This is a genomic window from Leclercia sp. M-A074-M (assembly GCF_965195605.1).
GTDB lineage: Bacteria > Pseudomonadota > Gammaproteobacteria > Enterobacterales > Enterobacteriaceae > Enterobacter.
Window position 1 is genome coordinate 317,284 of record NZ_CBDAHM010000004.1, and the last position, 23,456, is coordinate 340,739.

Consider the following 23,456-nt stretch of genomic DNA (forward strand, 5'->3'; position numbering starts at 1 on the left):
TTCATGAAAAAACTGTTTGTGCAGTTTTACCTTCTGTTGTTCGTCTGCTTCCTGGTGATGACCATGCTGGTTGGGCTGGTCTATAAGTTCACCGCCGAGCGGGCAGGCAGACAGTCGCTGGATGATTTGATGAAAAGCTCGCTCTATCTGATGCGCAGTGAACTGCGTGAGATCCCCCCTCACGACTGGGCGCGCACCATCAAAGAGCTGGATCTGAACCTCTCATTCAAACTGCGCATCGAGCCACTGAAGAAATACACCCTGGATGCCCCGACCATGCAGCGGCTTCGCGAAGGCGATATCGTGGCGCTGGACGATCAGTACACCTTTATTCAGCGTATTCCGCGCAGCCATTACGTCCTGGCGGTCGGCCCGGTGCCGTATCTCTACTTCCTGCATCAGATGCGCCTGCTGGATATCGCCCTGCTGGCCTTTATCGCCATTTCGCTCGCCTTCCCGGTGTTTATCTGGATGCGCCCCCACTGGCAGGACATGCTGCGCCTCGAGGCCGCCGCCCAGCGTTTCGGCGACGGGCATCTGACCGAGCGGATCCACTTCGACAGCGGCTCCAGCTTTGAGCGGCTGGGGGTGGCCTTTAACCAGATGGCTGACAATATCAACGCCCTCATCGCCAGCAAAAAACAGCTGATCGACGGTATCGCCCACGAGCTGCGCACCCCCCTGGTACGGTTGCGCTACCGGCTGGAGATGAGTGAAAACCTGACCGAAACAGAGTCGCAGGCGCTGAATCGCGATATCAGCCAGCTCGAGGCGCTGATTGAGGAGCTGCTGACCTATGCCCGCCTCGACCGACCGCAGAACGAACTTAAGCTCACCACCCCGGATCTGCCTGCATGGCTGCGCAGCTACGTGGAGGATGTGCAGAGCGTCAACCCGCAGCGCACGTTGCTGATCAGCAGCGTGGACGGCGATTACGGCGCGCTGGATATGCGTTTGATGGAGCGGGTGCTGGATAACCTGGTCAACAACGCCCTGCGCTACAGCGATAACCAGCTGCGGATCGCATTGACGCTAAACGGCAGCCGCGCCAGTTTGTCGGTGGAAGATGATGGTCCGGGCATTGCGCCAGAGGCCCGCCAGCGGGTATTTGAGCCTTTTGTCCGACTCGACCCGAGCCGGGACCGCGCCACCGGCGGCTGCGGCCTGGGGCTGGCGATCGTCCACTCTATCGCCCAGGCGCTAGGGGGGGACGTCAGCTGCGAAGCCAGCGACCTCGGCGGCGCCCGTTTCTGCTTCAACTGGCCCGTCTGGCATCATATCGCCCTGCCCATCCCTGACTGACCTAAACCGCACGCTGGCCTGACCCGGCGTGCTGTGCTATAAATTAAGTATGTTGTAACTAATGTGGTGTACTATGGCAACTTACGATCTTATCGAACGCTTAAACTCAACCTTTCGCCAGATGGAGCACGAGCTGGCGCAGTTACCCCCCGAACTCCAGGCCTGTCGCCTGCTCGCCGGGCGCGTCTTCTCCCTGCCGGACGTCGCCAAAGGCGCCGAACACGATCCGCTCAACGCTATTATGGTTAAGCAGCACCTCGGCCAGGAGGCGCTGACGATGGCGCTGCAACACTATCGTCACCTCTTTATCCAGCAGCAATCCGAGAATCGCAGCAGCAAGGCCGCCGTGCGCCTGCCGGGGGTGATCTGCCTGCAGAGCGACGCCGCGCACCGGGAACAAATCACCGCCCGCATTGCGACTATTAATGCCTTAAAGGCGGAATTTGAAAAAATCGTCACCGAGGAGTCAGGCCTCGCCCCCGCCGCCCGTTTTGAGTGGGTGCACCACCAGTTACCAGGTTTGATCACCCTCAACGCCTATCGCACGTTAACGGTGATTAACCACCCCGCCACCCTGCGCTTCGGCTGGGCCAATAAGCACATCATCAAAAATTTCACCCGCGATGAGGTGCTGGCGATGCTGGAGAAAAGCCTCAAGTCGCCGCGCGCCGTAGCGCCCTGGTCACGGGATCAGTGGGTGGAGCGGCTGGAGGCAGAATATACGGCCATTCACTCTCTGCCTGCAGAGGCGCGGCTGAAGATCAAGCGGCCGGTAAAAGTGCAGCCAATCGCCCGCGTCTGGTATGCCGGGCAGCAAAAGCAGGTGCAATACGCCTGCCCGACGCCGCTGATCGCCCTTTACGATGCCGATCAGGGGGCGGTGATACCCGATATTGGTGAGCTGCTCAATTACGATGCGGATAACGTTCAGCACCGTTATAAGCCGCAGGCACAGCCGCTGCGCTTGATTATCCCGCGGCTGCACCTCTACGTGGCGGAGTAACTATTTCAGGCTGCCGACCATCTCTTCCGGGCGGACCCAGCTGTCGAACTCGGCCTCGGTGAGATACCCCAGCGCCAGGGCGGAGGCTTTCAGGGTCAGCCCCTCCTTGTGCGCTTTTTTGGCGATTTCCGCCGCCTTGTCATAGCCGATATGGGTATTGAGCGCCGTCACCAGCATTAACGACTCGTTGAGCAGCTGGCTGATGCGCTCGCGATTCGGCTCAATGCCTACCGCGCAGTGCTCGTTAAAGCTCTCCATCCCGTCCGCCAGCAGACGCACCGACTGGAGGAAGTTATGGATCACCATCGGACGGTAGACGTTCAGCTCAAAGTTGCCCGAGGCCCCGCCCATGTTCACCGCCACGTCATTGCCCATCACCTGACAGCAGAGCATGGTCATGGCTTCGCACTGGGTCGGGTTGACTTTACCCGGCATGATGGAGCTGCCCGGCTCGTTCTCCGGGATGCTGATTTCGCCGATGCCGCAGCGCGGCCCGGAAGCCAGCCAGCGCACGTCGTTGGCGATTTTCATCAGCGAGGCCGCCAGCCCTTTCAGCGCCCCGTGGGCATGCACCAGCGCATCACAGGTCGCCAGCGCCTCGAACTTGTTCGGCGCGGTGACAAACGGCTGTCCGGTGATGTTTGCCAGCTCTTCCGCCACCCGCACCGCATATTCCGGATGGGTATTGAGGCCGGTACCCACTGCGGTGCCACCCAGCGCCAGCTCCGCCAGGTGCGGCAGGCTGTGTTCGATATGGCGCAGGTTGTGGTCAAGCATCGCCACCCAGCCGGAGATCTCCTGGCCCAGGGTCAGGGGCGTGGCGTCCTGCAGATGGGTACGACCAATTTTGACGATATCGGCAAAGGCCAGGGCTTTGTCATTGAGGGTCTGCTTCAGCACGTTCAGCTGCGGGATGAGCTGTTCGCGCAGGGCGATGAGCGCCGCCACATGCATCGCCGTCGGGAAGACATCGTTGGAGCTCTGGCTTTTGTTGACGTCGTCGTTGGGGTGGATCTTACGCTCCATGCCGCGCACCCCGCCGAGCAGTTCGCTGCCGCGGTTCGCCAGTACCTCGTTCATGTTCATGTTGCTCTGGGTACCGGAGCCGGTCTGCCAGATGGCGAGCGGGAATTCATCGGGATGTTTCCCCGCCAGCACTTCATCGGCGGCGGCGATAATGGCGTTAGCTTTCTCCCCGGAGAGCAGGCCTAAATCCTGGTTGACCTTCGCCGCGGCGCGTTTGGTCAGCGCCAGGGCCTGGGTCAACGAGACCGGCATCTTTTCAGTGGAGATACGGAAATGTTCCAGTGAACGCTGGGTTTGTGCGCCCCAGAGTTTGTCCTCAGGAACGTCGATGGCACCCATCGAATCTTTCTCACTGCGTGAGGTGGTCATACTTTCTCCTTGATAACACTGAAGTGGATTGCTCACAGCTCAAAGAAACAAGTATTGATGAGATAAGAAAAAGGGTATGGCGCTTTGTGCGCTCTTTTTTGCCGGGCTTTGCCGGGTGGCGCTGCGCCACCCGGCAGGGTTTTCAAACTACTTCACACAGGCCGAACACTGGGAGGACTGGATCTGTTTGAAGAAGTCGTTGCCTTTGTCATCCACGAGGATAAACGCCGGGAAGTCTTCCACTTCGATTTTCCAGATCGCTTCCATACCCAGCTCCGGGTACTCCACGCACTCGAGGCTCTTGATGCTGCCCTGCGCCAGTACCGCGGCCGGGCCGCCGATGCTGCCGAGGTAGAAGCCGCCGTGCTTGTGGCAGGCGTCCGTCACCTGCTGGCTGCGGTTGCCCTTCGCCAGCATGATCATGCTGCCGCCGTTGGCCTGGAGCTGATCGACGTAGGAGTCCATACGCCCGGCAGTGGTTGGCCCTAAGGAGCCGGAGGCATAGCCGGTCGGGGTTTTTGCCGGGCCCGCATAGTAGATCGGGTGATCTTTAATGTACTGCGGCAGCCCTTCGCCATTATCCAGACGCTCTTTCAGCTTCGCGTGGGCGATATCGCGGCCCACGATAATGGTGCCGTTCAGCGACAGACGGGTGGAGACCGGGTATTGAGAAAGCTGGGCCAGGATCTCACTCATCGGACGGTTCAGGTCAACGCGTACCGCCTCGCCCTCGCCCGCTTTCCGCAGCGCTTCCGGAATGTACTTACCTGGGTTGTTTTCCAGTTTCTCAATCCAGATGCCGTCGCGGTTAATCTTAGCTTTAATGTTGCGGTCCGCCGAACAGGAGACGCCCATCCCCACCGGGCAGGACGCGCCGTGGCGCGGCAGACGGATCACGCGGATGTCGTGGGCGAAATATTTGCCGCCAAACTGGGCGCCAAGGCCGAGGTTCTGGGCTTCCACCAGCAATTCCTGCTCAAGCTGGACGTCGCGGAACGCCTGGCCGTGCTCGTTACCTTCGGTCGGCAGATTGTCGTAGTATTTGGTCGAGGCCAGCTTGACGGTTTTGAGGGTGCTTTCCGCCGAGGTGCCACCGATCACAAAGGCGATGTGGTACGGCGGACACGCCGCGGTGCCGAGAGTACGCATCTTCTCCACCAGGTAGTTTTTCAGCTTGCCCGGCGTGAGCAGCGCTTTGGTCTCCTGATAGAGATACGTTTTGTTCGCTGAACCGCCGCCTTTGGCGATGCAGAGGAATTTGTATTCGTCGCCATCCACGCTGTAGAGGTCAATTTGCGCCGGCAGGTTGGTGCCGGTATTGACCTCTTTATACATATCCAGCGGGGCGTTTTGTGAATAGCGCAGGTTGTCTTCGATATAGGTGTTATACACGCCGTGCGCCAGGGCCGCTTCGTCGCCGCCACCGGTCCAGACACGCTGGCCTTTTTTACCCATGATGATGGCGGTGCCGGTGTCCTGACAGGTCGGCAGAATGCCTTTTGCCGCGATATCGGAGTTACGCAGGAACTGCAGGGCGACGTACTTGTCGTTCTCGCTGGCCTGCGGGTCGCTGAGGATATCGGCCACCTGCTGCTGATGTGCCGGGCGAAGCATGAACGAGGCATCGTGGAACGCCTGTTGCGCCAGTAAGGTCAGGGCCTGCGGGTCAACTTTCAGGATCTCCTGTCCTTCAAATTCAGAGACAGAAACGTGGTCGCGGGTTAACAGGTAATATTCGGTCTGATCCTTGGCCAGCGGGAAAGGATCCTGGTAATGGAAGGGTTTATTCGACATTGATCTCTCACTTACTGCTTCGGTCTGTTTATTTAGAGCAGATGTTCCGCTGCCCTGCTTAAAAGCGAGTCAGCCTATCCTACACAATTTTTTAACAAAAACTGAGACTAGTACGACTTTTTCCGCGCGCAGGTTACATCCGCCCGGTTTATTGCTTTAATACGGGCAGATAATTCCACATATGAAACAGGGCTTGATAATGCAAAAACTCATCAACTCAGTGCAGCACTACGCCTGGGGAAGTAAAACTGCGTTAACGGATCTCTACGGTATCGCCAACCCGGACAATCTGCCGATGGCAGAGTTGTGGATGGGGGCACACCCGAAGAGCAGCTCAAAAATTACCGATGCCCAGGGCGAACATTCCCTGCGTGACGTTATCGAGGGTGATAAAGCCACGCTGTTGGGCAGCGCCGTCGCCGAACGCTTTGGCGAACTCCCTTTCCTCTTCAAGGTACTTTGCGCCGATCAGCCGCTCTCCATTCAGGTTCACCCGAACAAGCAGGCCTCCGAAGCGGGTTTTGCGAAAGAGAACGCAGCAGGCATTCCGCTGGACGCCGCCGAGCGTAACTATAAAGATCCGAACCACAAACCGGAACTGGTCTTTGCCCTGACGCCGTTCCTGGCGATGAACGCCTTCCGCGAGTTCTCCGAGATCGTTTCGCTGCTGCAGCCGGTTGCCGGGGCGCACAGCGCCATTGCCCACTTCCTCGAGCAACCGGATGCCGATCGCCTGAGCCACCTCTTCGCCAGCCTGCTGAATATGCAGGGGGACGAAAAATCCCGTGCGCTGGCGGTACTTAAAGCGGCCCTGAACAGCCAGCAGGGTGAGCCGTGGGAGACCATCCGCGTCATTTCAGAATTTTACCCGGACGACAGCGGCCTCTTCTCCCCGCTGCTGCTGAACGTGGTGAAACTGGAGCCGGGCGAAGCGATGTTCCTGTTTGCCGAAACGCCGCATGCCTACCTGCAAGGGGTGGCGCTGGAGGTAATGGCTAACTCCGATAACGTACTTCGTGCGGGACTGACGCCGAAATACATCGACATCCCTGAACTGGTGGCCAACGTCAAATTCGTCGCGAAACCGGCGGCTGAGCTGCTCACCCAGCCGGTGAAAAACGGCGCAGAGCTGGACTTCCCCATCCCGGTGGAGGATTTTGCGTTTTCCCTGCACGATCTCAGCAGCGAAGAGACCCGTATTGCCCAGCAGAGCGCGGCTATTCTCTTCTGCGTTGAGGGTGAAGCGGTACTGAGCAAGGGCGAGGAGCGCCTGGTGCTGAAGCCTGGTGAGTCGGCCTTTATTGCCGCGAATGATTCCCCGGTTAGCGTCAGCGGCGTCGGGCGTCTGGCGCGGGTATTCAACAAGCTCCAGTGACTTGCTGAATTTTTTAACAATTTTTGCTAAGCTATTGCTAACCTTATGACCTCACCGGGCGGTTTTCACCGCTCGGTTTCATTTTATGGATAATCACGATGAAAAAATCGGTTATAGCTGCAGGCGTTATTGTTGCATTAGGGCTGGTCTGGACTGGCGCGGCCTGGTACACCGGGAAACAGCTGGAGAGCCGTCTGGGCGAGATGGTGGCCCAGGCGAACAGTGAACTTAAGCGTACCGCGCCGGAAGCCGGGCTGGAGCTGAGCTATCAGGATTATCAGCGCGGCGTGTTTAGCAGCCATCTGCAGATGGTCGTTAAGCCGGTAGCAGGAACCACTAATCCGTGGCTGCAACCGGGACAAAGCCTGGTGCTGAACGAAGATGTCGACCACGGTCCGTTCCCGCTGGCCCAGCTGAAATCCTTCAACCTCATCCCCTCTATGGCCTCGGTCAAATCGACCCTGGTCAATAACGAAGCCTCTAAGCCGCTGTTCGATCTGGCGAAGAATGAGTCACCTTTTGAGGTCAATACGCGCATCAGCTATGCCGGTGATACCCGTTCCGATATCGCCCTGAAAGCCCTGAATTACGAGAATGGCGACGAGCAGGTAGCGTTCAGCGGCGGTAACTTCCAGCTTGATGCCGATCGCGACGGCAAAAACGTCTCGCTCAAAGGTGAAGCGGCAAGCGGCCGGGTCAACGCGGTGAACGAGTACGATCAGAAAGTCCAGCTGACCTTCAATAACCTGAACATTGATGGCAACAGCCGTCTGACCAGTTTTGACGAGCGCATCGGCGATCAGAAACTGACCCTCGAAAAAATGGCTATCGCCATTGAAGGCAAAGAGATGGCGGTGCTGGAAGGCACAGATCTGAAAGCCACCGCGGATCTCTCCAAAGATGGCAAGAGCATCAACAGCCAGCTGGATTACAACCTGAAGAGCCTGAAAGTGCAGAATCAGGATCTGGGTACCGGCAAGCTGACCCTGAAGATCGGCAATATTGACGGTCAGGCATGGCACCAGTTCAGCCAGCAGTATCGCGCTCAAAGCCAGGCCCTGCTGGCGGATAAAGAGCTGATGACCAACAATCCGGCGCTCTATCAGCAGAAAGCGGCGGAAGCCTTCTTCGGTAATCTGCCGATCCTGCTCAAAGGCGAGCCGGTGGTCACTATCGCGCCGCTGAGCTGGAAAAACAGCAAAGGCGAAACCAACTTCAACCTGTCGTTGTTCATGAAGGATCCCGCCACCGCCACCGGTGAAGCGCAGACCCTGGCGCAGGAAGTGGATCGCAGCGTGAAATCGCTGGAGAGCAAGCTGACCATCCCGATGGACATGGCGACCGAGTTCATGACCCAGATTGCGAAGCTGGAAGGGTATAACGAAGATGACGCCGGCAAGCTGGCCAGCCAGCAGGTGAAAGGCCTGGCGGCGATGGGACAGATGTTCCGCATCACCACCGTGGAAGATAACGTGATCGGCACCAGCCTGCAGTACAGCAATGGTCAGGTGACCCTGAATGGCCAGAAGATGCCGCTGGAGGAGTTCGTCGGCATGTTTGGCGTACCGGCGCTGAACCTGGCGGTACCGGATGAACCTGCGGCTCCGCCAGCACCGGCTGCTCCGCCAGCGCCTGCGGTTCCTCAGCAGTAAACAGCAAAACCCCTCTGCGGAGGGGTTTTTTATTGCCAGTCATCCTTTCCAGCCGGTCAGGAAATCCATCAGCAGGGCGTTCACTTTCTCCGGTTGCTCTTCCTGGGGCAGATGCCCGCACTCTTCAATACCATACGCCCTCAGATCGTCCGCCATTTCCGCCCAGACGCTCTGCATATCGAACAGCTTGCCGACAGCGTGAAAATCATTGCCCCACAGCGACATCACCGGGCAGGCAATTTTGATCTCCGCGTCCGCCAGATCTTGCGCCACATCCTCTGCATTGGCGCGATAATCGGCCATCGCCCCCCGCACGGCACCGGGTGCCTGATAGGCCCGGACGTAGGTATCAAACGCCTCGCCGCTGATGGTAGAAGGATCGTAAGTCCAGTCCGAGAAGAAGTGGCGTAGCCAGATATGCTCCCGTCCGGCAATCAGGGCTTCCGGCAGATCGGGCACCAGGTGGAACAGAAAGAACCAGTACGCCCGGGCAATAGAGGCGTTCAAATCCCGCGCCACGATACGCGTCGGGACATTATCCATCACCACCAGACGATCCACCCGTTCCGGATAATCTTTCGCAAAGCGGGTGGCGACACGCGCGCCGCGGTCGTGCCCCACTAGCACCACTTTCTTCAGGCCCAGGGCATTCATCAGTTCCAGGATATCCCGCGCCATAGTGCGTTTATCGTAGCCGGAGGCCGGCTTATCCGTTTCTCCATACCCGCGCAAGTCCGGAGCAATCACCCGGTAGTGCTTCGACAGAACCGGAATTTGATAGCGCCAGGCATAGTTCGTTTCCGGAAAGCCATGGAGCAGGATCACCGGCGCCCCTTCCCCCTCTTCAACCACAAACTGACGGATACCATTCGCTGTTACGGTGTAACTTTTCATTGCGATCGCCTCGTCTTATTTCAGCAATGGCACGTCGGCCGCACGTTGATACGGGCCGTAAATCGCCGGGTTCCAGTTGTAACCCTGAGCGTTGGCGGTAATGTGCCCGATGCCCGGGAACGCCAGGTGCGCTGCCGCCAGCCATTCGCCCTCTTTTGCCAGGGCGTTGAACTCTTGCCCACGTGATGAGGTGGCTTTTTTCGCATCCACGTCAAAGCGAATCGACACTTCCTGGTGCGGGAACTGCACCGCAGGGGCGTGGATCAGGTCGCCGATAAAGTTGATGCCTTTCCCCTCAGAGGCAAAACGATAGACCGTGCTGCCGGGCGTATGGCCGGGAGCGTAGGCCGTCTGGACTTCAGGGATCGGCGAGGCGGGCGGCACGAAGGTTTTCAGGCGTCCCGCCGCTTTATAGGAGGCCAGAGCGTGTTGGGCGATAGCGAAATACTCTTTTGCATTGGCGGGGGCGCTGGCCTCTTTCGCCGGATCCAGCCAGTAGTCAGCTTCCGCCTGCGGCACGTAAACCGTGGCATTAGGGAATAGCGCCTTACCCGCGGCATCGCTCAGGCCGCAGACGTGGTCCAGGTGGAGGTGGGTCAGGAAGAGGGTATCAACCTGCTCAGGACGATACCCGGAGGCTTGCATGTTGGGAATTAATTGCCCTGCGGTTTGCGGCACGCAGTGGCCCGCGCCGCTGTCTATCATCACCAGATGTTTTCCGGTATTCACCAGAAAGGCGTTAAAGGAGGTGGGCATGCGCTCGGCATCAATCTTATGCTGCGCCAGCAGGTCGCGAATTTTGTCGGCCGAGAGCCCTTTTAACAGCGACGGCGAGAGATCGTTGTAGCCATCAAAAAGCGCCGTCACCTCATATTGCCCCACCGCCAGGCGATAGTAACCCGGCACCTGCTGTTTAATCTGCGCGGGTGCGTCAGCCCAAACGGATCCTGCCAAAAACAGGCCGCTGAGCGCTAAAACCGTTGTCCTCTTTTTCATCTTCACTCCGAATTCACTCTTTATCAGGATGTGGAGTGACTATGGCGCTATAACGCTAATTAGTGTAGATATGTAATTTGATAGGCCAGTACAACGAGAATCGAGATAATGAAACTGGAAGATGTGGAAGTATTCGTGGAAGCCATCAAAGCGGGAAGTCTCGCGGGTGCCGCGCGTCGGCTCTCTATGAGCGCCATGGCGGCGTCGCGATGCCTGAATAATCTGGAAGCGGAGCTGGGGGTCCGGCTGGTACACCGCACCACGCGCTCCCTTTCACCCACCAGCGACGGCACCATCTTTTTACCCCATGCCCAGGCGCTGCTGGAAGATAAGACCAACGCCCTGGCCGACCTTTTTCCTGATGGCGCCTCCCTTTCCGGGCGGCTTCGCATCACCGCCTCGGCGGCGTTTGGCCGTAAAATCATCGCCCCGATGCTGCCCGACTTTATGCGCCAGCATCCCGCCCTGCAGGTCGATTTACTCGCCACCGATGAGCAGGTTGATATTGTCGGCAGAGGAATAGACGTGGCGTTACGTATCGCCCCGCTGCGGGACAACCGTCTGGTGGCGCATCGCCTCTGTGATAACCCCCGAGACCTCTGCGCCAGCGCAGCGTATCTGACGGAGCATGGCTATCCAAAAACGCTCAGCGATCTTGCGGCGCACAGCTGCTTAACCACCTCTGATACCACCCATTGGACGTTCGACCAGGGGGGACAGCGAAGCAAACAGAAAGTATCGGGGCGGTTTTCGGCGAATTCTATCGAGGCGATCTTTGAGGCCTGCCTGGGCGGCATGGGCATTGCCAACCTGTCCCGCTGGTACCTTGAGCCCGCCTTTGCACAAGGCCTGGTGGAGCGGATCGCGCTGGAGGATGCCAGGCCGGAAGCGCTGGCTGTCTGGGCCGTTTACCCGACGTCGCGGTTGATTCCGGTTAAGGTGCGCAAGTTTGTCGAGGCTCTGGAGGCGCGGCTGGAACGTAACCCGCTCACGCCGCATGGATAATGTTATTTCACCGTCACCAGGCGGGCCGACACAATCTGATGCCCCGCCTGCACGTCGGCTTTATCGATCCGCTGCATAATTCTCTCGGCCAGGGTATAGCCCATTTCCCGCGCCGGGGTGGTGGCCCAGACAATCGGTAGATCGTCCAGCGCGTTCTCTGACACATCCGCAAAGGCGCCCAGCGCCACCTGATGACCAAAGAAGGTTTCAACCCCACCTTCCCCGCTCTGGCGCCCGGCACGGATTAAGCCGAACCAGGCGCCCATGGCGATAACGTCGTTATAGCAAATCACGGCGCTGATGGTGGGGCTGGCGCGCAGCAAGCTACCGATCGCCTCCGCCGCCTGCTTGTGGCGGGATTCACACTCCACCACCCACTCGCTGTGGAACGGCAGGCCATATTTGATCAGCGTCGCGCAGTAGCCACCCACCCGTTCGGCGCGCGTCAGGGAGGAGCTTTTACCGCCCAGCCAGGCAATTCGCTGATGGCCGCGGCGAATAAGATGTTCGGTCAGCATTTGTGCTGCCTGCATGTTGTCCGGGCGCAGGGTATCCGCTTCGTCGAGATAGCTGGCGCGGGAGGCAAACACCAGCGGAACCCCTTTGGCTGCCGCCCGCTCGCACAGCTCATTGCTTACCCCGGAGGCCCCGGCAACGATCACCCCATCCACCCCCTGCGTCAGCAGCATATCGAGGCGCTGGAGCAGCTGATCCGCTTCCCGGCCGCCATGGAGTAAAAATACCATCCTCCCCTGGGCTTCCAGCGCCTCCGTCAGGCCCGCCGTCAGTTCGGCATAGAACGGCGACGTCAGGTCGCGGACGATCAGGCCAATCACCCCGCTTTGCCCACCCCTCAGCGCCGATGCCTGGCGGTTGCGAACGAACCCCAGTTGCTCCACCGCCTCGTTGACGCGCTGGCCCGTCGCAGGGGAGATGCGCCCTTTCCCGCTCAGAACCAGTGAAACCGTGCTCACAGAGACACCCGCCGCCAGCGCAACGTCGTTGATAGTAATTTTTTTCGCTACAGCCATGTGTGGGGTGTCTCCCTGATAATGAGATCGGTAAAACGTTTTATCAATACGTTATCTTTATACCCTCTGCCAAAGCCTGAGAATGTGATTTAGCGCGCACTAAACTTTGATAAAACGTTTTATCTTCTCGCAGCACTGAGGCAGGTAAATCTATTTTAACAATAAAGGAGTCGTTTTATGACGGCGAAAGCAGCACAAAAAATCTCGCTGTGGGAGTTTTTCCAGCAACTGGGTAAAACTTTTATGCTGCCCGTGGCACTGCTCTCCTTCTGTGGGATCATGCTGGGCATCGGCAGCTCGCTCAGCAGTAACGATGTCATTACCCTGATCCCTTTTCTGGGCAACCCGGTCTTGCAGGCAATTTTTATCTGGATGAGTAAGGTCGGCTCCTTCGCCTTTAGCTTCCTGCCAGTGATGTTCTGTATCGCCATTCCGCTGGGCCTGGCCCGCGAAAACAAAGGCGTGGCGGCATTTTCCGGGTTTGTGGGGTACGCGGTGATGAATCTGGCGGTCAACTTCTGGCTGACTACGAAGGGGATCCTGCCCACTACCGACGCGGCGGTGCTCAAAGCCAATAACATCCAGAGCGTACTGGGGATCCAGTCGATCGACACCGGGATCCTCGGCGCGGTGATCGCAGGGGTGATCATCTGGCTGCTGCATGAGCGTTTTCACAATATCCGCCTGCCGGATGCGCTGGCCTTCTTCGGCGGTACGCGCTTTGTGCCGATTATTACCACCGTCGCCATGGGCCTGTTTGGCCTGGTGATCCCGCTGGTGTGGCCGATTTTCGCCCTGGGTATTACCGGTATCGGGCATATCATCAACAGCGCGGGCGATTTTGGCCCGATGATTTTCGGCACCGGTGAGCGTCTGCTGCTGCCTTTCGGCTTACAACATATCCTGGTGGCGCTGATCCGCTTCACCGAAGCCGGTGGCACCATGGAGGTCTGCGGCCACTCGGTAAGCGGCGCACTGACCATCTTCCAGGCGCAGTTAAGCTGCCCGACCACCCACGGCTTCTCGGAGAGTGCCACCCGCTTCCTCTCCCAGGGGAAAATGCCAGCCTTCCTCGGCGGCCTGCCGGGTGCGGCGCTGGCGATGTACCACTGCGCCCGTCCGGAAAACCGTCATAAGATTAAGGGCCTGTTGATCTCCGGCGTTATCGCCTGCGTGGTCGGCGGTACCACTGAACCGATCGAGTTCCTGTTCCTGTTCGTGGCACCGGTACTGTACCTTATTCACGCCGTGCTGACCGGCCTGGGCTTTACCACCATGGCGGTGCTGGGTGTCACCATCGGTAATACCGACGGCAACGTGATTGACTTTGTGGTGTTCGGCATTCTGCACGGCCTGTCGACCAAGTGGTATCTGGTTCCGGTGGTGGCCGCGATCTGGTTTGCGGTTTACTACGGCATCTTCCGCTTCGCCATCACCCGCTTTAACCTGAAAACGCCGGGTCGCGATATTGAGAGCGCGGCGAGCGTGGAGCAGGCAGTGGCGGGCGTAACTGGCAAATCCGGCTACAATACGCCGGCGATCCTCGCGGCGCTGGGCGGTGCGGATAACATCACCTCTCTGGACAACTGCATTACCCGTCTGCGCCTGTCGGTGGCAGATATGTCCAAAGTGGACACCAACGCCCTGAAGGCCAATCGCGCCATCGGCGTGGTTCAGCTCAACCAGCACAATTTGCAGGTGGTCATCGGCCCGCAGGTGCAGTCGGTGAAAGATGAGCTGGCGACCCTGATGCGAACAGTAGAAGCCTGATGCCCCAGCCCCCTCCCCAGGAGGGGGTTCTCTTTTAAGGAGACGTTATGTTTGATTTTTCTGCCGTCGTGGATCGTCACGGCACCTGGTGTACCCAATGGGACTATGTTGCCGACCGCTTCGGCGCCGCCGATCTGCTGCCGTTTACTATCTCGGACATGGATTTTGCCACTGCCCCCTGCATCATCGAGGCTCTGCAAGCTCGCATCAGCCACGGAGTGTTTGGCTACAGCCGCTGGAAAAACGACGAGTTCCTTGGGGCGGTAGGGCACTGGTTCCGGCAGCGCTTCAACAGCTCCATCGATACCAGCGCCATCGTCTATGGCCCCTCGGTGATCTATATGGTGTCGGAGCTGATTCGCCAGTGGTCCAACGCAGGGGACGGGGTGGTGATCCACACCCCGGCCTACGACGCGTTTTACAATGCCATTGCGGGCAATAACCGTCAGGTGGTGCCTGTTGGCCTGCATAAGACGGCGGCGGGCTGGCAGTGCGATATGGCCGAACTGGAAGCGGTATTGGCACAGCCGCAGAACACCATTTTATTGCTCTGCAGCCCGCACAACCCGACGGGCAAGGTCTGGACCCGGGACGAGTTAGCGACCATGGCTGAACTTTCTGCGCGTCACGGCGTGGCGGTGGTAAGCGATGAAATTCATATGGATATGGTCTGGGGCAACCATCAGCATATCCCCTGGTGCGAAGTGGCGCAGGGAAAATGGGCGCTTCTCACCTCCGGCTCCAAGAGCTTTAATATTCCTGCTCTTACCGGCGCATACGGTTTGATCGGTGATGAAGCCAGCCGCATGGACTATTTGCAGGCGCTAAAGGGGCGCGACGGCCTCTCTTCGCCCTCGGTGCTGGCGCTGGTGGCGCATATTGCCGCCTACCAACAGGGTGAAGCCTGGCTGGATGCGCTGCGCAGTTATCTGGAGGCCAACCTGCACTATGTAGCCGACAGGCTCAATGGTGCCTTTCCGGCGTTAAACTGGCAACCGCCAGAGGCGACCTATCTGGCGTGGATCGATCTACGACCGCTAAATATCGACGACCGGAAGCTGCAAAAGGTGCTGATTGAGCAGCAAAAAGTGGCGATTATGCCGGGATATACCTATGGCGAAGAGGGTAACGGTTTTATCCGCCTCAATGCCGGTTGCCCGCGCAGTAAACTGGAGCAAGGGGTGGAACGACTGATTGCCGGGATTCACGCCCTGCGGTAATAGCGTTGCGCAATGGATATTTACCTTGCGCAAATAGCTTTTTGCCCCGTTTTATTTTTATAATATGTCGCACTTTACCTAATAAAGAGTGCGACCATGATTGATACCACCCTCCCGCTAACTGACGTTCATCGCCACCTTGATGGCAACATCCGTGCCCAGACCATTCTGGATCTTGGTCGCCAGTATAATTTGGCTCTGCCCGCACAAAACCTTGAGTCGCTGATCCCGCATGTGCAGGTAACAGAAAACGAACCGGATCTGGTGAGCTTTTTAAGCAAACTCGACTGGGGGGTAAAAGTCCTCGCCTCGCTGGAAGCCTGCCGTCGCGTTGCCTTCGAGAATATTGAGGACGCCGCGCGCAACGGTCTGCATTACGTAGAACTGCGTTTCTCGCCGGGCTATATGGCCATGTCCCACAACCTGCCGGTTGACGGTGTGGTAGAGGCGGTGATCGCTGGCGTTCGCGAAGGCTGTAAAGCCTTTGATGTTGAAGCCCGCCTGATTGGGATCATGAGCCGTACCTTTGGCGAAGCCGCCTGCCTTCAGGAACTCGAAGCCCTGCTGGCTCACCGCGAACATATCACTGCGGTCGATCTGGCGGGCGACGAGCTGGGCTTCCCGGGCAGTCTGTTCCTCTCCCACTTCAATCGCGCCCGCGACGCAGGCTGGCACATCACCGTCCATGCCGGTGAAGCGGCAGGCCCGGAGAGCATCTGGCAGGCGATCCGCGAGCTGGGCGCCGAGCGTATTGGTCATGGGGTGAAGGCGGTGGAAGACCGCGCCCTGATGGACTTCCTGGCGGCGCAACGCATCGGAATCGAATCCTGTCTGACCTCCAATATTCAGACCAGTACCGTGGCGACGCTGGCGCACCACCCGCTGAAAACTTTCCTTGAGCATGGCGTGATAGCGTCGCTGAATACTGACGATCCGGCGGTTCAGGGGGTCGATATTATTCACGAATACACGGTGGCCGCCCCGCAGGCCGGACTGAGCCGCGAGCAGATTCGCCAGGCGCAGATCAATGGTCTGGAGATGGCATTCTTAACATCTGCCGAGAAGCAGGCGCTGCGCGACAAGGTCGCACGCGGGTAAGAAAAAGCCCGGCATTGCCGGGCTTTGTTTTCAGGCCAGACAGAGGGTCGCGCGATGTTTCGCGGACTCGATACCCAGCTCAATCAGTTCCATAATCTGAATCGCCTGGCTTGCCGGGACCGGGTTTTCACCCTGGCCGTTCAGCGCATCGCGAATACCGGCATAATAGGCCGGGTAGTTGCCCGGCAGAGTCAGCCAGGTCTCTTCCACACGCTCTTCCCCTTCCACGCGGGTCAGCACGCCGTCACGCATGTCATAGCCCCAGTCTTCCTGCGGCAGGCGCTCCCCGTTTTTCAGACGTTCTTCCTGCGGATCGAGACCGAACTTCACATAGCTGCCGCGGGAGCCATGCACGATGTAACGTGCAGATTCCGCCGCCGCCATCATCGTGCCATGCAGTACCACGCGACGCTGCGGATAGCTCAACACCGCATGGAAGTAGTCCGTGGCCTGCGCGCCAGGGCGCAGCTGGGCCAGATCGACGTTCAGGCTCACCGGCAGACCAAACAGGTTAACGGCCTGGTCAAGCAGATGCGGGGCCAGATCGTACCAGATGCCGCTGCCCGGACCCGCCAGCTCACGCCAGCGATTACGCACCTGCGGACGGAAGCGGTCGAAATGTGATTCGAAGAATGCCACTTCCCCCAGAGAGCCGTCGGCAATGAGGGCTTTAACGGTGAGGAAGTCGCTGTCCCAGCGGCGGTTGTGGAAGACGGAGAGCAGTTTACCCAGGCTTTTTGCCAGCGCGTCCAGTTCGCGAGCCTGTGACAGTGTCACGGTAAAGGGTTTATCCACCACCACATGCTTGCCCGCTTCAAGGGCCGCTTTCGCCAGCGGGAAATGGGTGTCGTTTGGTGTCGGGATAACAATCAGGTCGATATTGGGATCGTTAAACAGATGCTTCGGCTCAGAAACCACCGGCACGGTTGGCCAGTCGGCATGAACTTTCGTCGCATCGCTGCTGGAAATGGCTGCCAGCGCCATCCCCGGGGTGCCATCAATCAGCGGGGCATGAAATGTTTTACTCGCATAACCATAACCTATTAATCCAACACGGATTTTGTCGCTCATGAAATCGCCTCTCATCTTTTGACCTGCATATTTCACACTATCTCCTCTCCCGTCACAATAGATTAATCTGGCGTACCTTGCCCTATAGCAACAGAAGCAATCAGTAATTTCTGATTAACATTTATAACTCGCTGAATACAATCGCAAAACATCCTTGTAAAGCGCTTGCCCGAAGGCATATCGCACTGTAAAATTCTGGATCTGTATTTATGGATAAAACATCACCAAGAATCATGACGACAATAATTAATCGAATTATCGAGTTAGCGGGATGGATCGTGCTGGGCGTGTCGGTGATACTGCTCGCCGTTGCCAGTCATATTGATAACTACCAGCCACCCGAGCCGGTAAATACCCTCAATCAAGCCAAGCCTCATACGCTCACCAAAAATAGTGACATATGATGTCAGTTGCTTATTGCCAGCCGTCATGAACAGCGTTAACCTTCTTCGCCAGGCGTCGGCCGACGCCTGATTTCATCAATCAAGAAAACTCTTATTTTTGCCGGTGCGCTTTGGCAAACCGTTTACGTCTTATTTGAACCGTTTATTATTCGACCTAATTACTCCTTTGGCATTACTCACTCATATGGAAAATTATTAAAATGACAGTTCAGGACTATTTATTAAAATTTCGCAAAATTAATTCCCTTGAAAGTCTGGAAAAGCTCTTTGACCATCTGAACTACACCCTGAGTGACAATCAGGACATTATCAGCATGTACCGCGCCGCTGACCATCGCCGCGCTGAGCTGGTTTCTGGTGGACGCCTGTTCAACATTGGCGAAGTGCCTAAGTCGGTGTGGCGTTACGTGCTCTAAAAGGGTACTCATTGCCCGGAAATGTTATATACTCTCGCCCTGCTAATTTGCAGTTCGCGCTTTTCGCTGACTATCGGGAGAGAACATGACCACAACGGCTGGAGAAAAAATTGGCGGCTGGTTACTTGCTCCGCTCGCCTGGCTGCTGGTTGCATTATTAAGTGCGTCGCTGGCACTGGTACTTTATTCCACTGCATTAATTACGCCGCACGCGCTTAAAACGCTGGGCGCGCAAAATACCTCTGCTATCGTCATGTGGTTTATTTCTTTCGCCTTTGCGATTGCCATGTGGTACTACACGCTGTGGCTGACCATCGCGTTTTTTAAACGCCGCCGGAGCGTGCCTAAGCACTATATTATCTGGCTGCTGGTCTCTGTCTTGCTGGCCGTGAAAGCCTTCGCCTTTTCGCCGGTTTCCGATGCGCTGGCAGTGCGTCAACTCCTCTTCCCACTGCTGGTGACCGCGCTTTTCGTGCCGTACTTTAAGCGCTCGGCCCGCGTAAAGAACACCTTTGTGAACCCGTAATAACCTTACAGTTAACCTGTTGTCGCCTGCGCCGGTTTATCCGATAATAGGCGGCTTTTTTATGTCAGGCTGAATAATGACCGATTACTTACTGCTCTTTGTCGGCACGGTGCTGGTAAACAACTTCGTTCTCGTGAAGTTCCTTGGCCTGTGCCCATTTATGGGCGTATCCAAAAAGCTCGAAACGGCAATGGGGATGGGGTTGGCCACCACCTTCGTGTTGACCCTCGCCTCGATCTGCGCCTGGTGGGTAGATACCTGGATTTTAATCCCCCTTGGCCTGACCTATCTGCGCACGCTGGCCTTTATTCTGGTTATCGCTGTGGTGGTGCAGTTCACCGAAATGGTGGTGCGTAAAACCAGCCCGGCGTTATACCGCCTGCTCGGCATCTTCCTACCGCTGATCACCACCAACTGTGCGGTGCTCGGCGTGGCGCTGCTCAACATTAACCTTGGGCACAATTTCCTGCAGTCGGCGCTGTACGGTTTTTCCGCCGCGGTCGGCTTCTCGCTGGTGATGGTGCTGTTTGCAGCGATCCGCGAACGCCTGGTCGCGGCTGATATCCCGGCACCGTTTCGCGGTAACGCCATCGCGCTGGTTACCGCCGGTCTTATGTCTCTGGCCTTTATGGGCTTTAGTGGTCTGGTGAAGTTGTAATGAATGCAATCTGGATTGCCATTGCTGCCCTCAGTGTTCTGGGGCTGCTGTTTGGCATCATTCTCGGTTACGCCTCACGCCGCTTCGCGGTGGAGGATGACCCGATTGTCGAAAAAATTGATGAGCTACTGCCGCAAAGCCAGTGCGGGCAGTGCGGCTACCCTGGTTGTCGCCCCTACGCAGAGGCGGTGGGCAGCGGCGGCGAAAAAATTAACCGCTGTGCGCCTGGCGGCGAAGCGGTGATGCTGAAGATTGCCGAACTGCTGAACGTCGACCCCCAGCCGGTCGATGGTGATGAAAGCGCGCAGGAGCCGGTGCGCATGCTGGCGGTGATCGATGAGCCTAACTGCATCGGCTGCACCAAATGTATTCAGGCCTGCCCGGTAGATGCCATTGTGGGCGCCACGCGCGCCATGCATACCGTGATGGAAGACCTGTGTACCGGCTGTAACCTCTGTGTCGCCCCCTGCCCGACCCAGTGCATTGAGTTACGCCCGGTAGCCACCACGACCGATAGCTGGAAATGGGATCTTCAGACCATTCCGGTGCGCATTATTCCTGTGGAACAACATGCTTAAGTTATTTTCTGCCTTCAGAAAAGAGAAGATCTGGGATTTCGATGGCGGTATTCATCCGCCAGAGATGAAAACCCAGTCCAGCGGTACGCCGCTGCGCCAGATCCCGCTGGCCAACCGTTTTGTTATCCCCCTGAAGCAGCACATCGGTGCTGAGGGTGAGCTGTGCGTTAAACCTGGCGACAGCGTGTTACGCGGCCAGCCGCTGACCTTTGGACGCGGACGTATGCTGCCTGTGCACGCCCCTACCTCCGGCACCGTGGTGGCGATTGCGCCCCATACCGTTGCCCACCCTTCCGCCCTCTCTGAGCTGTGCGTCATCATCGACGCCGATGGCGAAGATCGCTGGATTGAGCGCGACGGCTGGAGCGACTACCGCAACCACAGCCGCGAGGCGCTGATCGAGCGCATTCATCAGTCTGGCGTCGCCGGTCTGGGCGGCGCGGGCTTCCCAACCGGTAACAAACTGCAGGGCGGCGGCGACAAGATCAAAACCCTGATTATCAACGCCGCCGAGTGCGAGCCGTACATCACCGCGGACGATCGTCTGATGCAGGACTGCGCCGCGCAGATCGTCGAGGGCATTCGTATTCTCGCGCACATTCTGCAGCCGCAAGAGGTGCTGATCGGCATTGAAGATAACAAACCGCAGGCCATCTCCATGCTGCGTGCGGTGCTGGCGGGCAGCCATGATATCAGCCTGCGCGTTATTCCCACCAAGTACCCCTCCGGTGGCGCAAAGCAGCTGACCCAGATTTTAACCGGCAAGCAGGTCCCGCACGGCGGTCGTTCGTCTGACATTGGCGTCCTGATGCAGAACGTCGGCACCGCCTATGCCGTTAAACGTGCCGTTGTTGACGGCGAGCCGCTTACCGAGCGCGTCGTTACCCTTACCGGGGAATCGGTTAGCCGTCCCGGCAACGTCTGGGCGCGTCTGGGCACGCCGGTTCGTCATCTGCTGGATCAGGCCGGGTTCTGCCCGAGCGCCGAGCAAATGGTAATTATGGGCGGGCCGCTGATGGGCTTTACCCTGCCCTGGCTGGATGTCCCGGTGGTAAAAATCACCAACTGCCTGCTGGCGCCGTCCGTCAGCGAGATGGGCGAAACGCAGGAAGAGAAAGGCTGCATTCGCTGCAGCGCCTGTGCCGATGCCTGCCCGGCGGATCTGCTGCCTCAGCAGCTCTACTGGTACAGCAAAGGGCAGATCCACGATAAAGCGAAATCCCACAACCTGGCCGACTGCATTGAGTGTGGCGCCTGCGCCTGGGTCTGCCCGAGCAATATTCCGCTGGTGCAATATTTCCGCGTCGAGAAAGCCGAAATTTACGCGATTGCCCAGGAAGAGAAACGCGCAGCCGAAGCCAAAGCACGGTTTGAAGCGCGCCAGCAGCGCCTTGAACGCGAGAAAGCCGCCCGAGAAGCGCGCCATAAGAAAGCGGCAGTTCAGCCTGCGGCAAAAGACCAGGATGCCATTAATGCTGCCCTGGCGCGTGTGCGCGAGAAGAAAGCCACCGCGACAGAAGATGTGGTGATCCCGGCGGGTCAGCGCCCGGATAACAGCGAGATGATTGCCGCCCGCGAAGCGCGCAAAGCAGAGGCCCGCGCCCGTCAGGCGGAAAAAGCGCAGGCTGCCGCCGCATCAACAGAAACCGATCCGCGTAAAGCGGCGGTCGAAGCGGCCATCGCCCGCGCAAAAGCCCGCAAAGCGGCGCCACCGGAAGAGACTCAGGCCGAGCCAGCGCCGGTGGATCCGCGTAAAGCCGCTGTCGAAGCGGCCATTGCCCGTGCAAAAGCCCGCAAAACCGCGCCACCGGAAGAGAGCCAGAGCGAGCCAGCGCCAGTCGATCCGCGTAAAGCGGCGGTCGAAGCGGCCATCGCCCGGGCCAAAGCCCGCAAAGCGGCGCAGCCGGACGATATTCAGGTTGAACAGGCTCCGGTCGACCCGCGTAAAGCGGCCGTCGAAGCGGCGATTGCCCGGGCCAAAGCCCGGAAAGCCACGCCGCCGGAAGCAAAACAGGAAGAACCCGTACCCGTCGACCCGCGTAAAGCCGCGGTCGAAGCCGCTATTGCCCGGGCAAAAGCGCGCAAGGCGGCGCAACAGGAAGAAGAGCCGGCAGCCAATGACGATCCACGCAAAGCGGCAGTGGCTGCCGCCATCGCGCGGGTACAGGCGAAGAGAGCCGCACAGCAGGCAGTTAACGAGGATTAAATGGTTTTCAGAATCGCAAGCTCCCCTTATACCCATAACCAGCGCCAGACATCGCGCATTATGATGCTGGTCTGCCTGGCCGCACTGCCGGGCATTGCCGTACAGCTCTGGTTCTTCGGCTGGGGTACGTTGCTGCAGATCATCCTTGGCTGTGTGAGCGCGCTGGCGGCCGAAGCGCTGGTACTCAAACTGCGAAAAATCGCGGTGGGCAAAATTCTGGCGGACAATTCCGCCCTGCTCACCGGCCTGCTGCTGGCCATCAGTATTCCGCCCTTCGCCCCCTGGTGGATGGTGGTGCTCGGCACCGTATTTGCGGTAATCATCGCCAAGCAGCTCTATGGCGGCCTCGGGCATAACCCGTTTAACCCGGCGATGATTGGCTATGTGGTGCTGCTGATCTCCTTCCCGGTGCAGATGACCAGCTGGCTGCCGCCGCATGAGATTGCCGCGACGGTGCCAGGCTTTATGGATGCCGTGCAGGTGATCTTCTCCGGCCATACCGCCAGCGGCGCGGATATGAACACCCTGCGTCTGGGGGTGGATGGCATCAGCCAGGCGACGCCGCTCGATACCTTCAAAACCTCTCTGCATGCGGGTCACAGCGTAGAGCAGATCCTCCAGTCGCCCATTTACAGCGGCGTGCTGGCAGGCGCGGGCTGGCAGTGGGTTAACCTGGCGTACCTGGCCGGTGGCCTGTTCCTGCTGTGGCAGAAAGCGATCCGCTGGCATATCCCGGTGAGCTTCCTGGTAACGCTTGCGGTCTGTTCCGGGCTGGGCTGGTTCTTCTCGCCGGCGTCGCTGGCGTCGCCGCAGATCCATCTGCTCTCCGGCGCGACCATGCTGGGTGCCTTCTTTATTCTGACCGACCCGGTAACGGCCTCTACCACCAACCGTGGGCGCCTGATTTTTGGCGCGCTGGCCGGTTTGCTGGTGTGGCTGATCCGCAGCTTTGGCGGTTACCCGGACGGCGTGGCCTTTGCCGTGCTGCTGGCGAACATCACCGTTCCGCTCATCGACTACTACACGCGTCCGCGCGTGTACGGCCATCGCTAAGGATCTCGC

Annotated in this window: 21 protein-coding genes; 15 read left to right on the plus strand and 6 right to left on the minus strand. The window is 58.4% G+C overall.

Annotated elements, in window-relative coordinates; translation table 11 throughout:
- The first annotated feature begins 3 nt into the window (after window positions 1-3).
- A complete protein-coding gene (gene rstB, locus ACOKCT_RS11155; RefSeq protein ID WP_103179404.1) occupies window positions 4-1,302 on the plus strand; it encodes a two-component system sensor histidine kinase RstB in 1,299 nt (432 codons plus the stop codon).
- Between the two features lie 73 nt (window positions 1,303-1,375).
- Window positions 1,376-2,305 carry a DNA replication terminus site-binding protein gene (gene tus / locus ACOKCT_RS11160; protein ID WP_420193488.1) on the plus strand — a complete coding sequence of 310 codons (930 nt, stop codon included), beginning with the start codon at window positions 1,376-1,378 and terminating at the stop codon, window positions 2,303-2,305.
- Here the strand turns inward: tus and fumC are convergent, their stop codons facing one another.
- Together fumC and fumA are read right to left on the minus strand one after the other, a co-directional pair.
- Complete coding sequence (gene fumC / locus ACOKCT_RS11165; RefSeq protein WP_420193489.1) at window positions 2,306-3,700, minus strand: class II fumarate hydratase; 1,395 nt, start codon at window positions 3,698-3,700, stop codon at window positions 2,306-2,308.
- A gap of 147 nt (window positions 3,701-3,847) precedes the next feature.
- On the minus strand, window positions 3,848-5,494 hold the full coding sequence (gene fumA / locus ACOKCT_RS11170; RefSeq protein ID WP_103179401.1) for a class I fumarate hydratase FumA: 1,647 nt from the start codon (window positions 5,492-5,494) through the stop codon (window positions 3,848-3,850).
- Window positions 5,495-5,693: 199 nt separating this feature from the next.
- On the opposite strand from fumA, the gene manA reads away from it, so the two are divergent.
- Entirely contained in the window at window positions 5,694-6,869 is a 1,176-nt protein-coding gene (manA, locus tag ACOKCT_RS11175; protein WP_159339018.1) for a mannose-6-phosphate isomerase, read from the plus strand.
- A 98-nt stretch (window positions 6,870-6,967) separates the two neighbouring features.
- Window positions 6,968-8,521, plus strand: a complete 1,554-nt coding sequence (locus ACOKCT_RS11180) for a YdgA family protein (RefSeq protein ID WP_103179399.1) — start codon at window positions 6,968-6,970, stop codon at window positions 8,519-8,521.
- Between the two features lie 39 nt (window positions 8,522-8,560).
- Here ACOKCT_RS11180 and ACOKCT_RS11185 read toward each other — a convergent pair whose 3' ends face one another.
- Together ACOKCT_RS11185 and ACOKCT_RS11190 are read right to left on the minus strand one after the other, a co-directional pair.
- Window positions 8,561-9,415: an alpha/beta fold hydrolase gene (locus ACOKCT_RS11185; protein ID WP_156654398.1), complete on the minus strand. Its 855-nt coding sequence runs from the start codon at window positions 9,413-9,415 to the stop codon at window positions 8,561-8,563.
- A 15-nt stretch (window positions 9,416-9,430) separates the two neighbouring features.
- Complete coding sequence (locus tag ACOKCT_RS11190) at window positions 9,431-10,369, minus strand: MBL fold metallo-hydrolase (protein WP_236560441.1); 939 nt, start codon at window positions 10,367-10,369, stop codon at window positions 9,431-9,433.
- Between the two features lie 150 nt (window positions 10,370-10,519).
- On the opposite strand from ACOKCT_RS11190, the gene ACOKCT_RS11195 reads away from it, so the two are divergent.
- Window positions 10,520-11,416 (plus strand): LysR family transcriptional regulator, encoded by an 897-nt coding sequence (locus ACOKCT_RS11195; RefSeq protein WP_103179396.1) that lies wholly within the window; start codon window positions 10,520-10,522, stop codon window positions 11,414-11,416.
- A gap of 2 nt (window positions 11,417-11,418) precedes the next feature.
- Here the strand turns inward: ACOKCT_RS11195 and ACOKCT_RS11200 are convergent, their stop codons facing one another.
- Window positions 11,419-12,447: a Mal regulon transcriptional regulator MalI gene (locus ACOKCT_RS11200; protein WP_103179395.1), complete on the minus strand. Its 1,029-nt coding sequence runs from the start codon at window positions 12,445-12,447 to the stop codon at window positions 11,419-11,421.
- A gap of 177 nt (window positions 12,448-12,624) precedes the next feature.
- Between ACOKCT_RS11200 and malX the strand changes: the two genes are divergently transcribed.
- From malX to add, 3 genes are all read left to right on the plus strand, one after another.
- On the plus strand, window positions 12,625-14,217 hold the full coding sequence (gene malX, locus ACOKCT_RS11205) for a maltose/glucose-specific PTS transporter subunit IIBC (RefSeq protein ID WP_159339022.1): 1,593 nt from the start codon (window positions 12,625-12,627) through the stop codon (window positions 14,215-14,217).
- Between the two features lie 47 nt (window positions 14,218-14,264).
- On the plus strand, window positions 14,265-15,437 hold the full coding sequence (locus ACOKCT_RS11210; RefSeq protein WP_263950898.1) for a MalY/PatB family protein: 1,173 nt from the start codon (window positions 14,265-14,267) through the stop codon (window positions 15,435-15,437).
- Window positions 15,438-15,533: 96 nt separating this feature from the next.
- Complete coding sequence (gene add, locus ACOKCT_RS11215; RefSeq protein WP_159339027.1) at window positions 15,534-16,535, plus strand: adenosine deaminase; 1,002 nt, start codon at window positions 15,534-15,536, stop codon at window positions 16,533-16,535.
- 30 nt (window positions 16,536-16,565) lie between these two features.
- Here the strand turns inward: add and ACOKCT_RS11220 are convergent, their stop codons facing one another.
- Window positions 16,566-17,606, minus strand: a complete 1,041-nt coding sequence (locus tag ACOKCT_RS11220) for an oxidoreductase (RefSeq protein WP_156654393.1) — start codon at window positions 17,604-17,606, stop codon at window positions 16,566-16,568.
- Between the two features lie 233 nt (window positions 17,607-17,839).
- On the opposite strand from ACOKCT_RS11220, the gene blr reads away from it, so the two are divergent.
- The 7 genes from blr (at window position 17,840) to rsxD (ending at window position 23,447) form a co-directional block, all read left to right on the plus strand.
- Window positions 17,840-18,010, plus strand: a complete 171-nt coding sequence (gene blr / locus ACOKCT_RS11225; RefSeq protein WP_168192053.1) for a division septum protein Blr — start codon at window positions 17,840-17,842, stop codon at window positions 18,008-18,010.
- A gap of 200 nt (window positions 18,011-18,210) precedes the next feature.
- Window positions 18,211-18,426 carry a transcription modulator YdgT gene (ydgT, locus tag ACOKCT_RS11230; RefSeq protein WP_103179389.1) on the plus strand — a complete coding sequence of 72 codons (216 nt, stop codon included), beginning with the start codon at window positions 18,211-18,213 and terminating at the stop codon, window positions 18,424-18,426.
- An 85-nt stretch (window positions 18,427-18,511) separates the two neighbouring features.
- Window positions 18,512-18,952 carry a DUF2569 domain-containing protein gene (locus ACOKCT_RS11235; protein WP_103179388.1) on the plus strand — a complete coding sequence of 147 codons (441 nt, stop codon included), beginning with the start codon at window positions 18,512-18,514 and terminating at the stop codon, window positions 18,950-18,952.
- A gap of 76 nt (window positions 18,953-19,028) precedes the next feature.
- Window positions 19,029-19,610 carry an electron transport complex subunit RsxA gene (rsxA, locus tag ACOKCT_RS11240; RefSeq protein WP_039029166.1) on the plus strand — a complete coding sequence of 194 codons (582 nt, stop codon included), beginning with the start codon at window positions 19,029-19,031 and terminating at the stop codon, window positions 19,608-19,610.
- Window positions 19,610-20,188 (plus strand): electron transport complex subunit RsxB, encoded by a 579-nt coding sequence (gene rsxB, locus ACOKCT_RS11245; RefSeq protein WP_103179387.1) that lies wholly within the window; start codon window positions 19,610-19,612, stop codon window positions 20,186-20,188. The genes rsxA and rsxB overlap by 1 nt, the downstream gene beginning before the upstream one ends.
- Window positions 20,181-22,394, plus strand: a complete 2,214-nt coding sequence (rsxC, locus tag ACOKCT_RS11250; protein WP_420193490.1) for an electron transport complex subunit RsxC — start codon at window positions 20,181-20,183, stop codon at window positions 22,392-22,394. The genes rsxB and rsxC overlap by 8 nt, the downstream gene beginning before the upstream one ends.
- On the plus strand, window positions 22,395-23,447 hold the full coding sequence (gene rsxD, locus ACOKCT_RS11255) for an electron transport complex subunit RsxD (RefSeq protein ID WP_103179385.1): 1,053 nt from the start codon (window positions 22,395-22,397) through the stop codon (window positions 23,445-23,447).
- The last annotated feature ends 9 nt before the right edge of the window (window positions 23,448-23,456 follow it).

Excerpts from the sequence above, each read along its gene's own strand:
- malX (WP_159339022.1), top strand. The coding sequence starts at position 12,625 with ATGACGGCGAAAGCAGCACAAAAAATCTCGCTGTGGGAGTTTTTCCAG.
- ydgT (WP_103179389.1), top strand. The coding sequence starts at position 18,211 with ATGACAGTTCAGGACTATTTATTAAAATTTCGCAAAATTAATTCCCTT.
- ACOKCT_RS11200 (WP_103179395.1), bottom strand. The coding sequence starts at position 12,447 with ATGGCTGTAGCGAAAAAAATTACTATCAACGACGTTGCGCTGGCGGCG.
- ACOKCT_RS11195 (WP_103179396.1), top strand. The coding sequence starts at position 10,520 with ATGAAACTGGAAGATGTGGAAGTATTCGTGGAAGCCATCAAAGCGGGA.
- rsxD (WP_103179385.1), top strand. The coding sequence starts at position 22,395 with ATGGTTTTCAGAATCGCAAGCTCCCCTTATACCCATAACCAGCGCCAG.
- rsxC (WP_420193490.1), top strand. The coding sequence starts at position 20,181 with ATGCTTAAGTTATTTTCTGCCTTCAGAAAAGAGAAGATCTGGGATTTC.
- fumC (WP_420193489.1), bottom strand. The coding sequence starts at position 3,700 with ATGACCACCTCACGCAGTGAGAAAGATTCGATGGGTGCCATCGACGTT.
- fumA (WP_103179401.1), bottom strand. The coding sequence starts at position 5,494 with ATGTCGAATAAACCCTTCCATTACCAGGATCCTTTCCCGCTGGCCAAG.
- add (WP_159339027.1), top strand. The coding sequence starts at position 15,534 with ATGATTGATACCACCCTCCCGCTAACTGACGTTCATCGCCACCTTGAT.
- ACOKCT_RS11210 (WP_263950898.1), top strand. The coding sequence starts at position 14,265 with ATGTTTGATTTTTCTGCCGTCGTGGATCGTCACGGCACCTGGTGTACC.
- ACOKCT_RS11235 (WP_103179388.1), top strand. The coding sequence starts at position 18,512 with ATGACCACAACGGCTGGAGAAAAAATTGGCGGCTGGTTACTTGCTCCG.
- blr (WP_168192053.1), top strand. The coding sequence starts at position 17,840 with ATGACGACAATAATTAATCGAATTATCGAGTTAGCGGGATGGATCGTG.
- manA (WP_159339018.1), top strand. The coding sequence starts at position 5,694 with ATGCAAAAACTCATCAACTCAGTGCAGCACTACGCCTGGGGAAGTAAA.
- rsxB (WP_103179387.1), top strand. The coding sequence starts at position 19,610 with ATGAATGCAATCTGGATTGCCATTGCTGCCCTCAGTGTTCTGGGGCTG.
- tus (WP_420193488.1), top strand. The coding sequence starts at position 1,376 with ATGGCAACTTACGATCTTATCGAACGCTTAAACTCAACCTTTCGCCAG.
- ACOKCT_RS11180 (WP_103179399.1), top strand. The coding sequence starts at position 6,968 with ATGAAAAAATCGGTTATAGCTGCAGGCGTTATTGTTGCATTAGGGCTG.
- ACOKCT_RS11220 (WP_156654393.1), bottom strand. The coding sequence starts at position 17,606 with ATGAGCGACAAAATCCGTGTTGGATTAATAGGTTATGGTTATGCGAGT.
- rstB (WP_103179404.1), top strand. The coding sequence starts at position 4 with ATGAAAAAACTGTTTGTGCAGTTTTACCTTCTGTTGTTCGTCTGCTTC.
- ACOKCT_RS11185 (WP_156654398.1), bottom strand. The coding sequence starts at position 9,415 with ATGAAAAGTTACACCGTAACAGCGAATGGTATCCGTCAGTTTGTGGTT.
- rsxA (WP_039029166.1), top strand. The coding sequence starts at position 19,029 with ATGACCGATTACTTACTGCTCTTTGTCGGCACGGTGCTGGTAAACAAC.